Annotated in this window: 14 protein-coding genes; 10 read left to right on the top strand and 4 right to left on the bottom strand. The window is 59.3% G+C overall.

The genetic code is table 11. The features are described 5' to 3' along the window. Nucleotides 1-21: 21 nt before the first annotated feature. Nucleotides 22-1857 carry a phosphoenolpyruvate carboxykinase (GTP) gene (locus A8710_RS01085; protein WP_068857591.1) on the bottom strand — a complete coding sequence of 612 codons (1836 nt, stop codon included), beginning with the start codon at nt 1855-1857 and terminating at the stop codon, nt 22-24. Between the two features lie 217 nt (nt 1858-2074). Here A8710_RS01085 and gcvT point away from each other — a divergent pair, with 217 nt between their 5' ends. From gcvT to A8710_RS01040, 9 genes are all read left to right on the top strand, one after another. Beyond that, nucleotides 2075-3160, top strand: coding sequence for a glycine cleavage system aminomethyltransferase GcvT (gcvT, locus tag A8710_RS01080; RefSeq protein ID WP_068858113.1), 1086 nt, complete (start codon nt 2075-2077; stop codon nt 3158-3160). 41 nt (nt 3161-3201) lie between these two features. Beyond that, nucleotides 3202-3582 carry a glycine cleavage system protein GcvH gene (gcvH, locus tag A8710_RS01075; protein WP_068857590.1) on the top strand — a complete coding sequence of 127 codons (381 nt, stop codon included), beginning with the start codon at nt 3202-3204 and terminating at the stop codon, nt 3580-3582. A 61-nt stretch (nt 3583-3643) separates the two neighbouring features. Next, nucleotides 3644-5020: an aminomethyl-transferring glycine dehydrogenase subunit GcvPA gene (gene gcvPA, locus A8710_RS12295; protein ID WP_068857589.1), complete on the top strand. Its 1377-nt coding sequence runs from the start codon at nt 3644-3646 to the stop codon at nt 5018-5020. 3 nt (nt 5021-5023) lie between these two features. Beyond that, on the top strand, nt 5024-6481 hold the full coding sequence (gcvPB, locus tag A8710_RS12290; RefSeq protein ID WP_068857588.1) for an aminomethyl-transferring glycine dehydrogenase subunit GcvPB: 1458 nt from the start codon (nt 5024-5026) through the stop codon (nt 6479-6481). Between the two features lie 80 nt (nt 6482-6561). Continuing rightward, nucleotides 6562-6822, top strand: coding sequence for a DUF4160 domain-containing protein (locus A8710_RS01060; RefSeq protein WP_068857587.1), 261 nt, complete (start codon nt 6562-6564; stop codon nt 6820-6822). Between the two features lie 15 nt (nt 6823-6837). Next, the gene (locus A8710_RS01055; RefSeq protein WP_068857586.1) at nt 6838-7131 is read left to right on the top strand and encodes a DUF2442 domain-containing protein; all 294 of its coding nucleotides are present in this window, start codon (nt 6838-6840) and stop codon (nt 7129-7131) included. Nucleotides 7132-7217: 86 nt separating this feature from the next. Further along, nucleotides 7218-8414 carry a class I SAM-dependent rRNA methyltransferase gene (locus tag A8710_RS01050; protein ID WP_068858112.1) on the top strand — a complete coding sequence of 399 codons (1197 nt, stop codon included), beginning with the start codon at nt 7218-7220 and terminating at the stop codon, nt 8412-8414. Nucleotides 8415-8480: 66 nt separating this feature from the next. After that, entirely contained in the window at nt 8481-9773 is a 1293-nt protein-coding gene (locus tag A8710_RS12505) for a sensor histidine kinase (RefSeq protein ID WP_068857585.1), read from the top strand. Next, the gene (locus A8710_RS01040; RefSeq protein ID WP_068857584.1) at nt 9770-10954 is read left to right on the top strand and encodes a response regulator; all 1185 of its coding nucleotides are present in this window, start codon (nt 9770-9772) and stop codon (nt 10952-10954) included. Before A8710_RS12505 ends, A8710_RS01040 begins: the two co-directional genes overlap by 4 nt. Before the next feature lie 15 nt (nt 10955-10969). Here A8710_RS01040 and A8710_RS01035 read toward each other — a convergent pair whose 3' ends face one another. Beyond that, entirely contained in the window at nt 10970-11977 is a 1008-nt protein-coding gene (locus A8710_RS01035; protein WP_068857583.1) for a hypothetical protein, read from the bottom strand. Between the two features lie 9 nt (nt 11978-11986). Continuing rightward, nucleotides 11987-13513 carry a threonine ammonia-lyase, biosynthetic gene (gene ilvA / locus A8710_RS01030; protein ID WP_068857582.1) on the bottom strand — a complete coding sequence of 509 codons (1527 nt, stop codon included), beginning with the start codon at nt 13511-13513 and terminating at the stop codon, nt 11987-11989. A 105-nt stretch (nt 13514-13618) separates the two neighbouring features. Here ilvA and rpiA point away from each other — a divergent pair, with 105 nt between their 5' ends. Next, nucleotides 13619-14290 carry a ribose-5-phosphate isomerase RpiA gene (gene rpiA / locus A8710_RS01025; protein ID WP_068857581.1) on the top strand — a complete coding sequence of 224 codons (672 nt, stop codon included), beginning with the start codon at nt 13619-13621 and terminating at the stop codon, nt 14288-14290. 12 nt (nt 14291-14302) lie between these two features. Here the strand turns inward: rpiA and A8710_RS01020 are convergent, their stop codons facing one another. Beyond that, a complete protein-coding gene (locus tag A8710_RS01020; protein ID WP_068857580.1) occupies nt 14303-14812 on the bottom strand; it encodes an acyl-CoA thioesterase in 510 nt (169 codons plus the stop codon). Between the last annotated feature and the right edge of the window lie 2 nt (nt 14813-14814).

Below are 14814 nucleotides of genomic sequence, written 5' to 3'. Positions count from 1 at the left end.
ATGCGTCAACGTTGAGCGAACTTACGATGCCAAGCGCTCAGCCAACGCCGCCTTAGCTGTGGTCAGCTCGGTGGGCAGGTTGTGCGCTAGTTTCTCGAACAGCTCATCGTGCAGCTTCAGCTCTTCGGCCCAGTCGGCGGCATTGATGTCGCTGACCAGATCGAACTGCTCGCGGCTGAAGTCCAGTCCATTCCAGCGAATGTCTTCGTAGCGCGGGCTGATACCGACAGCGTGCTCGACGCCTTGGGCTTCGTTTTCGATACGGTCAATCATCCACTTCAGGATGCGCGTGTTCTCGCCAAAGCCTGGCCAAATGAACTTGCCGTTGGCATCTTTACGGAACCAGTTGGTTTTGTAGATGCGTGGCAGTTTTGCGCCAGCGGCTTGCAGCTTGGCGCCGAGGTTCAGCCAATGCTGGAAGTAGTCGCTCATGTTGTAGCCGGCGAACGGCAGCATGGCGAAGGGGTCACGACGAACCACACCCTGCGCGCCGAAGGCAGCAGCGGTGGTTTCGGAACCCATGGTCGCTGCCATGTAGACGCCTTCCACCCAGTTGCGAGCTTCAGTCACAAGTGGCACGGTGTTGGAGCGACGGCCGCCGAAGATAAAGGCATCGATGACCACGCCTTCCGGGTTGTCCCATTCGCTGTCTAGGGCTGGGTTGTTTGTGGCGGACACGGTGAAGCGCGAGTTCGGGTGTGCAGCCTTGCGGCCAGCCTTACCGTCTTCGGGTGTCCAGTCCTTGCCCTGCCAGTCGATGAGATGCGCAGGCGCATCGCCCAAGCCTTCCCACCAGACATCGCCGTCATCGGTGAGTGCGACGTTGGTGAAGATGACGTCTTTGTTCAGAGACAACATGCAGTTGGGGTTGGTCTGCATGTTGGTGCCAGGCGCAACGCCGAAGTAACCGGCTTCTGGGTTGATGGCGCGCAGGTTGCCTTGGGCATCCGGCTTGATCCACGCAATGTCGTCGCCAATGGTGGTGACGCCCCAGCCGGGCATGCCAACGGGCGGAATGAGCATGGCGAAGTTGGTCTTGCCGCAGGCCGACGGGAAGGCGGCCGCGACGTGGTACTTCTTGCCCTGCGGGTTAGTCACGCCGAGGATGAGCATGTGTTCGGCCAGCCAGCCTTCGTCGCGACCCATTGTGGATGCGATACGAAGGGCGAAACACTTCTTGCCAAGCAGGGCGTTGCCGCCGTAACCGGAGCCGTAAGACCAGATTTCACGGGTTTCTGGGTAATGCACGATGTACTTAACGGTAGGGTTGCAAGGCCAAGCCACGTCTTTCTGGCCAGCGGCTAAGGGCGCGCCAACCGTGTGCATGCAGGGAACAAATTCGCCATCGGTGCCGAGTACGTCGTATACGGCTTGGCCCATACGGGTCATGTGCTTCATGTTGACGGCGACATAAGCGCTATCGGAAAGCTCTACGCCAATGTGGGCAATCGGCGAACCCAGTGGGCCCATAGAGAACGGCACAACATACATCGTGCGGCCAGCCATGCAACCATCGAACAGTGGGTTCAACGTGGTGCGCATTGCCGCCGGGTCCATCCAGTTATTGGTGGGGCCAGCGTCTTCTTTCTTCTCAGAGCAAATGTAGGTGCGATCTTCTACGCGCGCGACGTCGGAAGGGTCGGTCCATGCTAAATAGGAGTTAGGACGTTTTGCCGGATTCAGCTTTTTGAATGAGCCGGCGTCCACCAACAGTTGGCAAAGACGGTCGTATTCGGCCTCTGAGCCATCACACCAATGAATGGCTGCGGGCTTACACAGGGCGGCCATTTCGGCTACCCAAGCAATCAGACGTGGGTGTTTGACAAAGGCGGGAGCTTGCACTGCAGCGTGGGTCATGACAACTCTCTATAGGTGAAATAGGGTATTGCTAGCCGGCACGTAAATAAAAGCCATTAATAGAATCAGGCACTTACGGTGGGCTTGGTGAGCAATTTGCGGGCATTATATGTCAAATTATGTCGAAAATCGACCGCAAGCTGTCGCTCGCCATGAGTGGTCATGCCCATGTAAAATGCGCGTCAATTTTGCTCAGCCAACCCCCTTTGGAGCCGACATGGGTCTGCGTACGTCGCTATACAATGAGCATGTCGCGCTGAATGCGCGGTTGGTCGATTTTGGCGGCTGGGATATGCCTGTTCAGTACGCCTCGGTCTTGGAGGAGCATCACGCCGTGCGGCGCGGTGTGGGCATGTTTGATGTATCCCACATGACGCTGCTCGAATTAACTGGCCCCGATGCGGTGATGTATTTGCAGCGCTTGTTAGCCAATGATGTGGCCAAACTAACACTGCCCGGCAAGGCGCTTTATTCCGTGATGTTGAACGAGCGCGGTGGGGTCATAGATGACCTGATTGTTTACGCGCCAACGCCTGAACAGCCCGAACTGTGGCGTGTCATTGTCAATTGCGGCACGCATGACAAAGACTTGGCTTGGATGCAGGCGCACGCTGCAAGCTTCCGAGTGGCGCTCATCGAACGAACCGATTTGGCCATGGTGGCAGTGCAAGGGCCTCAGGCGCGCGCCGTTGTCCATGCCGTTCTGCCTGAGCATGCCGAGATGTTGCAAACGCTAGCGGTATTTCAGGGTGCTGAAGTGGCGCAGGACTGGTTTGTTGCGCGCACCGGTTACACCGGCGAAGCGGGCTATGAAGTGATTTTGCCTGCCGAGCACGCGGCCACGTTTTGGCAGAATTTATTGGCCGCTGGCGTGACACCCTGCGGTCTGGGCGCGCGCGATACCTTGCGCTTAGAAGCCGGTATGCCGCTCTACGGCAATGATATGAACGATGACACGTCGCCGTTGACCTCTAACCTCGGGTGGAGCATCGCCTGGGAGCACGACTTTATCGGCAAGGCCGCCCTGTTAGCAGAGCGTGAGGCCGGGGTCAGTCATCAGCTGGTCGGCTTGGTACTGGAGGGACGTGGTGTCCTGCGTTCGCACATGCGCGTGGTGATTGATGGTGTGGCTGATGGCGAAACGACATCGGGTACTTTCTCACCCACGCTAGAAAAGGCGATTGCCTTTGCGCGAGTGCCGGTCACAAATGCAACCCACGCGATGGTGGATATTCGCGGCAAGCTCCTGCCGGCTCAAATTGTAAAACCTGTCTTTGCTCGAAATGGCAAAGCACTCATTTAACGTTAAACCTGTGAGCGGTTTTGGCCGCCTGAGTAATCACCATGAGCAACACACCAGAAGAATTGAAGTACGCCAGCAGCCACGAATGGGCGCGTCTTGACGGCGATATCGTGACCGTGGGTATTTCAGACCATGCCCAGGAAGCCTTGGGCGACCTCGTCTATGTTGAGCTGCCCAGCGTTGGCGACAGCGTGCAAGCGGGCGATGAAGCCGGTGTGGTGGAGTCCGTGAAAGCGGCTTCCGACATTTATGCACCCGTGTCCGGTGAGATTGTTGAAATTAACGAAGCGCTCGCAGACACACCTGAAATCGTAAACAGCGCGCCGTACACCGAAGGTTGGCTGTACCGTATCCGCATCAGCGATGTCAGCGAGCTCGACAAGCTGCTGTCGGCGGATGAATACGCTGCACAAGCCCATTGATTTGCACGTGATCGGCCTGCCAGTGCCGATCACGCTAATGCCCTTTTGAGCTGAGCCTGATATGCCTTTTATCCCTCATACGCGCGGTGATGTCCGCCGCATGCTCGACACCCTCAACGATGGTGCCGGCGCTGATTCGCTCGATACGCTGTTCGACGAAATTCCGGCGGCGATCCGTTGCCAGCCACTGACCGGCGTGCCGGATGGTCTGTCCGAAATGGATGTGACACGACTGATGCGCGAGCGTAGTGAGCAGGATGCAGGCGCACTCTGCTTTATTGGTGCCGGTGCCTACGAGCACCATATTCCGGCCGCGGTATGGGATCTGGCATCGCGTGGCGAGTTCCTCACCGCCTACACGCCCTATCAGGCTGAGGCCTCGCAAGGGACCTTGCAGGTCATCTACGAGTTTCAGTCCATGATGGCGCACCTGACCGCCATGGATGCTAGCAATGCGTCGGTTTACGACGGTGCTTCGGGCTTGTCGGAAGCCGTACTCATGGCGATTCGCGCCAACAAGAAGTCGAAGTCGCGCCGCATTCTCATGCCCCGCACCGTGTCGCCTTTATACCGCGCCGCGGTGAAGGCCATCGTGGAAGGTCAGGATATCGAATTGGTCGAGCTGGACTATCACCGTCAGGGCGGTCATATCGACCCGGCCAGCCTGAAAGCCTATGAGGGCGAAGACTTTGCTGCTTTGGTGATTCCGCAACCGAACTTCTTCGGCGTGCTGGAAGAGGTGGATCTGCTGACTGACTGGGCGCACGCACAGGGTATTTTGGTGATTGGCTGCGTGAACCCGTTGGCACTGACGCTGTTTGCGCCACCCGGCGACTGGGGCACAACCGGTGCCGACATCGTGGTCGGTGAGGCCCAGCCTTTCGGTATTCCGCTGTCCTCGGGCGGGCCTTATTGCGGCTTTATGTGCTGCAAAATGGAGTTCATTCGCCAAATGCCGGGTCGCATCATTGGTCGCACTGTTGACCTTGAAGGCAAGCCCGGTTTTGCACTGACCTTGCAGGCGCGTGAGCAGCATATTCGCCGTGCTAAGGCGACATCGAACATCTGCACCAACCAGGGCTTGGCAATGACGGCATCGACCATCTACCTGAGTTTGCTCGGGGCGGAAGGTTTGGAGCGCGTCGCGTTGGCCAGCCACAAAAACATCCGCGAATTAGCGCAGGCAACGAGCAAAAGCGGCAGTGTGTCGCGTCTTTTTAACCGCCCGGTATTTCATGAAAAGGTGCTGGGCTTGCCCGTGCCCGTTGCGCCCGTGTTGGCACGCATGGCGACTCAAGGCGTGTTGGGTGGCTTTGATCTGAGTGCGGATTACCCCGAGCTGGGCAATGCCCTTTTGGTGTGCACAACAGAAACCAAAAACGCTCACGATATTCAGCGCTATGCCGATGCGCTCGCCCACGCTTTGCGTTCGGAGTAAGACATGACTCTCATTTTTGATCGTTCGGAAAGTGGTCGTCGCGCGACCTCGCAGGCCCCGGCCGTACGCCAGGACTTAAGCGATATTCCAGAGGCTTTTTTGCGTAAGAAACGCGCATTGCTGCCGGAAGTATCTGAGCTGCAGGTGGTACGTCACTACACCAACCTGTCGCGCAAGAACTTCGCGATTGATACGCAGTTCTACCCGCTTGGCTCTTGCACCATGAAATACAACCCGCGTGGCGCGCATCGTGCCGCTATGCTGCCGGGCTTTTTGAATCGCCATCCGTTGGCGCCGGAATCGCATTCGCAGGGCTATCTCGCCTGCATTTACGATCTTCAGCAAACACTGATGGAAGTCACCGGCATGAAGGGCGTGTCGCTGACGCCAATGGCCGGCGCGCAGGGCGAGTTTGCTGGCGTTGCCATGATTCGTGCCTATCACGAAGGTCGTCAGGATTTCGAGCGCACCGAGATGCTGATTCCGTCAGCTGCTCATGGAACCAATCCAGCCACCGCTGTGATGTGTGGTTACAAGGTGCGTGAAGTGCCAACGCTGGCCAATGGCGATGTCGATTTGGAGGCGTTGAAGGCCTCGGTCGGCCCGCAAACAGCCGGTCTGATGATGACCAACCCCTCGACCTGCGGCGTGTTTGAACAGCAGATCAAAGAGATTGCCGAGACCGTGCATCAAGCGGGCGGCTTGCTCTATTACGATGGCGCCAACCTCAATGCCATCCTCGGCAAAGTGCGTCCCGGCGACATGGGTTTCGACGTGCTGCACATGAATTTGCACAAGACCTTCGCCACGCCGCACGGCGGTGGTGGCCCTGGTGCTGGCCCCGTGGGTGTGGGTGAGCGTCTGCTGCCCTATCTGCCGACGCCGATTGCCGGCCGAGATGCCGATGGCAGCTATCGCTGGCTGACCGAGAAAGACATTCCGAAAACCATCGGCCGCTTGTCTGCCTACATGGGTAATGCCGGCGTGCTCTTGCGCGCGGCGTACTACGCCTATGCCCTGGGTCGCGAAGGTCTGCACCGTGTTGGCGAGTATTCGACGCTGAACGCGAACTACCTGATGCAGCGTCTGGTTAAGGAGGGCTTCCAGCTCGCCTACCCGGAGCGTCGTGCCTCGCACGAATTCATCATCACCTTCGCCAAAGAGGCCAAGGAGCTGGGCGTGAGCGCGATGGACATCGCCAAGCGTCTGCTCGACTACGGCTACCACGCGCCAACGACCTACTTCCCGCTGCTGGTGCCGGAATGCTTCTTGATCGAGCCGACCGAAACCGAATCGCCGGACGAACTCGACGGCTTTGCCGATGCGCTGGTGAAGATTCTCGAAGAAGCCCGCACGCAGCCCGAGCTGGTCAAGGGCGCACCGCACACCATGCCGGTGCGTCGCTTGGATGATGTTCGCGCTGCGCGTGAGCTGGACTTGGTTTGGAAGCCGTCGGCGTAATTTATTGCTGAGTCGGGGTCGCGAAACCGCGAATCTGTGTCCATAGTTAAGGCATGTTTTCAGGTCAAGGAGCGACCGACATGCCGGAGATATCGCGGTTTCTCGGTATCGTGATTTTCATGTATTTCCGAGAGCACAATCCGCCGCATTTTCATGCCGAATACGGCGAGCAAAGCGCATCGATTGATATTGCTCGTCTGTGTTTGATGGAGGGTCGCTTGGCTCCGCGTATTTTGAGTCTGGTGATTGAATGGGCCGCGCTGCATCAGGACGAGTTGCTGAAAAACTGGCACTGGATGCAAACTAGCGGTGAATTCAGGCGCATTGCGCCGCTCACCTAAGTGTTTCGAGCTCATATGCTAACCGTCAAAGAAGCCACCTACCTCGGTGACTTGCGATTTGAACTGATGTTCAGCAACGGTCGTCGCGGCAATATAAGTGCGCGGCCTTTGCTGAGCTATGCGCAGGGCCTATTTTCGGGGCTCGCCAATGAAAGTTTTGCCTGCCAGTACAAGCTGGCGCACGGCTCTTTGAGCTGGCCCGGCGAGTTGGATGTAGCACCGGAGTATTTGTACTTTTTGGCTTTTGCCGATGACCCTGCCGAGCAGCAGCGTTTTCAGGATTGGGGCTACCTGACTGAAGCGCGTTGACGGCAGCCAGGTCGTCAACGATGATCGCGCCCTAAAATCCGCCCATGAATTGCATTGCAGTTCCCGCCTTTGAAAATGAGATTGCCATGACCGACCTGCCCCGCCTGCGCCTAAAGGCCAATGAAGAACGCCGTCTGCGCGAGGGCCATGTTTGGGTCTTCTCCAATGAAGTGGATATTGCCGCGACGCCGCTGAAGGGCTTCGAGCCGGGCCAGCAGGTCGTGGTCGAAGACAGCAAGGGCAAGGGTCTGGGGCTGGCCATCGTCAACCCGAATACACTGATCTGCGCGCGTCTGTTCAATCGTGACATTGCTCATCCGCTCAGCACTTCGCTGTTCGTACACCGCCTGCAGATTGCCCTCAGCGTGCGCGAGACCTGGTATCCCGAGCCGTTCTACCGCCTCGTCTACGGCGACAGCGACGGCTTGCCCGGTCTGGTGGTGGATCGTTTCGGCGACCACCTCGTGGTGCAGATTTCCACCGCCGGTATTGAGCGTGAAAAAGCCGCGCTGATCGATGCCCTGGTCAAGGTGCTGAAGCCGCAAGGTATTCTGCTCAAGAACGACGGCAAGATGCGTCAGGTCGAAGGTCTGGATTCCTATGTTGAAGTCGCTTACGGCGAAGTGCCCGAGCGTCTGGCGCTGACCGAGAATGGCGTGCGCTTTGAAACGCTGGTGCGCGATGGCCAAAAGACGGGCTGGTTCTACGACCATCGCGAGGCTCGCGCCAAGCTCAAGGGTCTGGTCACCGGCAAGCGCGTGCTCGACGTGTTCTCCTACATCGGCGGCTGGGGTGTGCAGGCTGCGGCCTTTGGTGCCGCCGAAGTGCATTGTGTGGATGGCTCGGAGAAGGCGCTTGATCAGGTCATGCGTAATGCCAAGCTGAACGGTGTGGAAAGTAAAGTGCAGACTTTGCAGGGCGATGCCTTCGATGCGCTCACCGCACTCAAGCAGGACGGCGAGCGTTTTGATGTCATCGTGCTCGATCCGCCCGCCTTCATCACCCGCCGCAAGGATCACAAGGCTGGCCTGCAGGCCTACCGCCGGGCCAACGAGCTGGCCATGCGCCTGCTCACCCGTGACGGCCTGTTGGTGTCAGCCTCTTGCTCGATGCATCTCGCCCGCGAAGAACTGGTCGATGTGATTCGTGCCAGCTCGCGCCACATTGACCGTCAGGCGCAGATTCTGCACCACGGCCATCAGGGCGCGGACCACCCGATTCATCCAGCCATTCCAGAAACGGAATACTTGAAGGCGGTGTTTGCGCGGGTTTTGCCGATCTGATTCCGCTCAAGAAATCGGTAGCCGGGGCGATATAAGGGAGAGATTCCTTCGTTCCCGGGTACCGTGATGGCCGACCTGTCCGCTGCGCCTGTCCTTTCCGAGGATGAGCACGCCCAGGCGCTCCTGCAACAGCAGGTGGCGCTTTTTGAGCATGCGCTGGCTGCCCAGCCGGAGCAGGATGCGCAGCAGACGCAGGCGCTGAATCAAGCCTATGCCCGCATCAGCGGTTTGCGCAGCCCAGTGCCTGGTCTTTGGCTGGTGGTCGATGCGCGTCAGCAGGTGCGTCATGCCAACGAGCAAGCCGGGCGTCTGCTGGGTATCCAGTGTCGTGCCCTGCCGGGCAGACCGCTGGCCGAGCTGCTGCCGGATGCGGCTGAGCTGCTGCGTCAGGTTGAGGCACATTCTGACGGGGCCATCAATGTGGAGACCCGCTTCCGGCATTACGATGGCGAATGGGTGCCGGTGCTGCTGTCGATGGCGCTGGAGCAGAACAGCGACGGCAAGACCGAGTATGTGCTGGTCGGCATCGATCTGCGCGAGCGCCGGCAGATGGAGCTGCAATTGCGTCAGGCCCAGAAGCTGGAAGCGATGGGCAGTCTGGCGGCTGGCATGGCACACGAGATCAACACCCCGCTGCAATTCCTTTCCGACAACCTCGGCTTCATTGATGACAGCTGTGGCGAACTGCTCACGGTCCTAGCGCTGGCCTGCCGCGAGGCGGTGCCGAATGGTGCCTTGGCGCAAGCGCTAGCACGGCTTGATGGCGACTTTATGCAAGCGCAGCTGCCACAGGCGTTACGACGCAGCCACGATGGCGTGCGCCGGGTGCGTGACATCGTTAACAGCCTGCGCAGCTTTGCCCATCCCGGCGAAGTCGCGGTGCCCGAGGATCTGGCACAGCTGATGGATCAGGCGGTGACCATGACTGCGCATGACCTGCGCCAAGTGGCCGAGGTGGTGCAGGTGTTGGAGTCAGTGCCGCTGGTGAGATGTCGCCGCGACCTCATCCTACAGGTGCTGATCAACCTGCTGACCAATGCCGCGCATGCAATCGCCGAACGCCAGCGCCAGCGGCCGGGTCAGGGGCATGTCACGCTGTCGCTGCGGTTGCACGGGGACGGACAACAGGTTCGTCTGAGTGTCAGCGATGATGGCTGCGGTATCGACGAGGCCATCCGGCACCGGGTTTTTGACCCGTTCTTTACCACCAAGGCGGTGGGCCAGGGCACCGGGCAGGGGCTGGCCATCAGCCGGTCATTGATCGTCGAACAGCATGGTGGCGCGCTCTGGTGGGAACCTGTTGCGGATGGCGGCACGACCTTTGTCATTGAACTACCGGTATCGGAAGATGCCTCATGAGCCTGCCCTCTGCGCCGTCTGCCGTGCAGATTCTCTGCATCGACGATGATGAGGATGTGCTAGCGGGGCTGCAGCTGTCTTTGCGTCAGCTCGGCGAGGTCCATATTGCTACGGGTGGCGAGGCGGCGCTGGCGCTACTGCCATCCTTGCCGAAGCTGGCGGTAGTCCTGTGTGACATGCGTATGCCCGGCATGTCCGGTGATGTCGTGCTGGCACAGTGCCGGCAGCACTGCCCGAACGCAGCGCGCATCCTGCTCACTGGTTACAGCGACATTGAGGCGGCCATGCGCGCGGTGAATCAGGGCCGCATCTTCCGCTTCCTGGCCAAGCCCTGCCCGCGTGACGAGCTGCAACAGGCGGTGCGAGACGGTATCGAGCAGCATCGTCTGCTTCATGCCGAGCGCGAGCTGCTTGAGCAAACCATCAAGGGCTGCATGCAGGCGTTAATCGATGCCCTAGCCATGGCCAGTCCGGCCAGTTTCGGTCAGGCGCAACGCATGGTCGATCTGGTGCAGCGTGTCAGCAGTCAATGTCGCCATGACGCAGGGTGGGCGGCGACCATGGCGACCATGCTCGCCAATCTCGGGCTGGTCAGTCTGGCACCGGAGGTTCAGGAGAAGGTCCTGTTTGGCCTGATGCTGAGCCAGCAGGAACAGCATGATGTGGCGCGGGCCCAAGAGCGAACCTGGCGGCTGCTGGCCTCGGTGCCGCGCATCGAGCCGGTACGACAGCTGCTCAGCCGTATCGAGCCGGCACTGGCCGGGTATCAGGATGAGTCATCAGCGCCTGAGCTGGTAGAGCAGGCGCGCCTGATTCGCATGGTGCGTCGCTATGTGCGTCTGGAGGCGGCTGGCCTGCCGGTGCTGGCGGCGCTTGAACAGCTGGAGGCTCTGCCCGAAACAACATCCGAGCTGATTTCTGCTCTTCGCGATGTGCTCGGGCCGCAGGCGGACCTGTCACGGCAGGTGCAGCTGGTGATGGCGTTGCTGCGGCCTGGCATGGTGCTCATGCAGCCGGTGCATACCCGGGGCGGCCAGCTACTGGCACCGGCCGGCTACCAGATCAATGACAGTTTCGTGGAGCGCTTGCTGGCAGCCTGCCCCGAGTTGCGCCATGAGCGGCTGTCGGTGCTGATCCCTTCGGAGCTGTCAGGGTTGCCCAATCCTAAGCTGCTGACCTGATTAAGCAGTCATGCGCTAGTGCCAGCGCGCCATCACCTTCTTCTGCAAATTAAGCACCGCCGGAGCTTGCCCGGCTAAGGGTCGGCCTTTTTCGACGACCCAGCCGCTGGCCTTGCGCCATAAGCTGCCAAGGGCATCGTGCGGCAGGCCCAGTGTGTCGGCGGTGAGGGGGTCGAGCAGGCTGCGCGCCAGCGCCAAGGTGCGGCGTTCAGCAGCAGGCAGGGTGTCGGCCGATGCCACCATGCGTAACCACGGCAGTACCAGCGGTGCGCCTAGCGAGGATGACGGCTGCAACAATACATGCCTAAGCGCATGAGCCTCCTCTTCGTTGCTGGCCAACCACAGCGCCTCCACCCCTAGTCCCTGACCGAAGCCAATGGCCCAGTGCCGCAAGCCAGCGCGCTGTGCACTATTAAGGCCAACGCCCAGCGCATCGAGGCTGCGCATCATTTCTTCTGACAAACAAATGACTAGCGTCGCTAAATCGCTTTGCGCGAGCACTACACCGAGATGATTTTTGCCAATGTCGGCTTCGGCATCGCGACGCAAAATCGCCAGCTCTAAACGCATTAATCGCAGGGTGTCTGGCGTGGGCAGATGTTCGCAGAGCAAAGCGTCATCTAAGTGCTGCATAAAGCGTTGCAACGGGCTCAGTGGCCCAGGCCAGGCACCGGCCCAGCGCGCTTGGCTGAGCAGACGCAGGCCCCCACCAGCTTGCCAAGCCAGTCGTACTGCTAATGGGAATTGCTGCACATAGGCTTGCCAGGCGGCGAGCTCGGCTTGAAAGCGAGGTTCCTGCCAACGAGAAACGGCGTTCTCTTGAGACAGAAACTGCAGGCATAGCGGCTGCTCCTGCTCGGCTTCGTACTCGATGAGCTTGAGCAAGGTTTCGGCATCGCCAATGGGGTAGATCGTGGAGAGCAAGTCGGCCAGCGGGTCGCCTACATGCTGCCAGTAGTCCAACGGTTGCGCTTGAATGCGCTTGAGCACAGCGGCATTGGGCTTGGGCAGGCGCGGCAACATGGATTTATCTCAGCGCAAAAAGAGTTGATAAGCTGGGTTGCTGCTCTCGTCGGAGTAGGGATAGCCCACTGCATCGAGTGACGACTTCAATTCCTTGAGGCTACGCGAACCCAACTGCAAGCCCACCAGCACGCGACCATAAGCGGCACCATGGTTGCGGTAATGGAACAAGGAGATGTTCCACTGGGTGCCAAGCTGGGTTAGAAAGGCCATGAGTGCGCCTGGCCGTTCGGGGAATTCAAAGCGGAAGAGGCGCTCATCGGCCAATCCGGCATGACCGCCAACGAGATGGCGCGTGTGCAGTTTCGCCATTTCATCATCGGATAGGTCGAGCACGGCGTAGCCTTTGCGTTGCAAACCTGCGACCAGTTCAGCGCGTTCTTCAGCGCCATTGCGCACGGTCAAGCCGACAAAGACATGGGCCTCGCTGCTGTCACTGAAGCGATAGTTGAACTCGGTGACATTGCGTTTACCAATGGCCTGACAGAAGGCTTTAAATGCGCCAGCCTGTTCCGGAATAGTCACCGCTAAAACCGCTTCGCGACCCTCGCCCACTTCCGTGCGCTCGGCGATGTGACGCAGGCGATCGAAATTCATGTTCGCGCCGGAGTTGATGGCGATCAGGGTCTGGCCCTGCACGCCGTCGCGCTGAACGTACTTCTTTAGGCCGGCGAGAGACAGCGCGCCAGCGGGCTCACTGATGCAACGGCATTCATCGAAGATGTCCTTGATGGCGGCACACATTTCATCGGTCGAGCAGGTGATGACTTCATCGATGCAGACCTTGGCGATGTCGAAGGTGTGCTTGCCAATCTGCTTCACGGCAACGCCATCCGCAAACAGGCCCACTTGGTCCAGCGTGACGCGCTTACCGGCTTTCATTGCGGCTGCGAGGCAGGCCGAGTCCTCGGCTTCCACGGCGATGACGCGCACCGATGGCCGCACATATTTGATGTAGGCCGCCACGCCCGCCATCAGGCCGCCGCCGCCGACCGGCACAAAAATCGCATCGATGGCGCCTTGATGCTGCCGCAAAATCTCGACCGCGACTGTGCCTTGGCCGGCGATGATCTCGGGGTCATCGAAAGGATGCACGAAGGTATAGCCCTTCTCGCTCATCAGCGTTTGCGCGTGCGCGAAAGCGTCGTCGTAGCTGTCGCCGTGAAGCACGACTTGACCACCGAGGGCACGCACGGCATTGACCTTAATGTCGGGCGTGGTTTGCGGCATCACAATCACGCCTTTGATGCCCAGCGTTTTTGCCGCCAGCGCCACGCCTTGGGCATGATTGCCGGCAGAGGCGCAGATCACGCCCTTGGCACGGTCATTGTCACTGAGCTTGACGATTTTATTGAAGGCGCCGCGCAGCTTGAAGGAAAACACCGGTTGCAGGTCTTCGCGCTTAATCAGAACCGTGTTTTTTAAGCGGCGTGAAAGCAGGCGAGCAGGTTCGAGCGGGCTTTCGATGGCGACATCATAGACACGAGCTTGAAGTATGCGTTTTACAATTGCATCAAGTGCGAGGACATCGGGCATGGCGGACTGCTTCCGGACTATTGGCTGCGAGTATACTACGCGTCCCGAAGGTGGCGTGCCGCCTGTCAGACGATCGTCCCCATTCTTGAGCTACTGGAGCCCACTATGTCCACTGTACTTTCTGCCGATGCCCTGAAGCGCGCGGTTGCCGAAGCGGCGCTCGCCCATGTGCGCGATGGCGAAGTGCTTGGTGTGGGTACGGGCTCTACAGCGAATTTCTTCATTGATGGCCTCAAGCCGATTCGTCACAAAGTAAAGGCAGCGGTTGCCAGTAGCGAAGCCACCAAGCTGCGACTGGAAGCCATCGGTATTGAGGTTGTCAGCCTTAATGATGTGGATCACATCGGCGTCTATGTGGATGGCGCAGATGAGATCAATGCGGCCTTAGAAATGATTAAGGGCGGCGGCGGTGCGCTTACCCGCGAGAAAATCGTGGCGGCGCTGGCAGACACGTTTGTATGCATCGCCGACGACAGCAAATGGGTGAGTCAACTTGGCACATTTCCACTGCCCATTGAGGTCATTCCCATGGCCCGCTCAATGATTGCCCGCGAGCTAGTGAAGTTGGGTGGTAGCCCGGTCTATCGCAATGGCTTTGTGACCGACAACGGCAACGTCATTCTCGACACCTACGGTCTGGATATTCGCAACCCGGTGGAGCTGGAGACACACTTAAATAATCTCGTGGGTGTGGTCTGCAATGGGCTGTTTGCGCGGCGACCAGCCGATGTTTTGTTGCTTGGCGGCAGTGCTGGTGTGAGAACCATTACCCGCTGACTTACTGCATGCTTACTGCTGTTGTTGCTGCGCCTGCACGCGGAACGCTTTCAGCTCTTCGGCGTGGCGCAGGCGCTGGCTACGGCGCAAATCGGCTTCCCCTGCGCGTCGAGTCTCCTCGCTGGTTTGGGTGATGAGCCCTGGCACAGGGCTGGGTTTGTTGGCCTCATCTACCGAGACAAAGGTCAGATACGCCGAAAGAATATGTCTGCGCTCTCCATTGATGGCCTGTGCATCAACGCGGCAGCCCACTTCGAGGGATGAGCGCCAGACCTGATTCACCGCAGCGGCAAAAATCAACACATCGCCCCGCTTTGCCGGCGCCAGAAAGTGCACGGCATCGACGCTGGCCGTGACACAAATCCGATCACTATGGCGGCACGCCACCACCGCACAAAGCCTGTCCATTTGCGCCATGATCATGCCGCCAAAAACGGTGTCATTCGCGTTTAAGTCGTTGGGGAATACCCAATAGACCTGATCGGTGACGGCGCTGGCGGAAACGGGTTTGGCGAGGCTCATGG

The organism is Perlucidibaca aquatica (genome assembly GCF_001676655.1).
GTDB lineage: Bacteria > Pseudomonadota > Gammaproteobacteria > Pseudomonadales > Moraxellaceae > Perlucidibaca > Perlucidibaca aquatica.
This window is presented reverse-complemented; position numbering and strand designations above follow the sequence as displayed.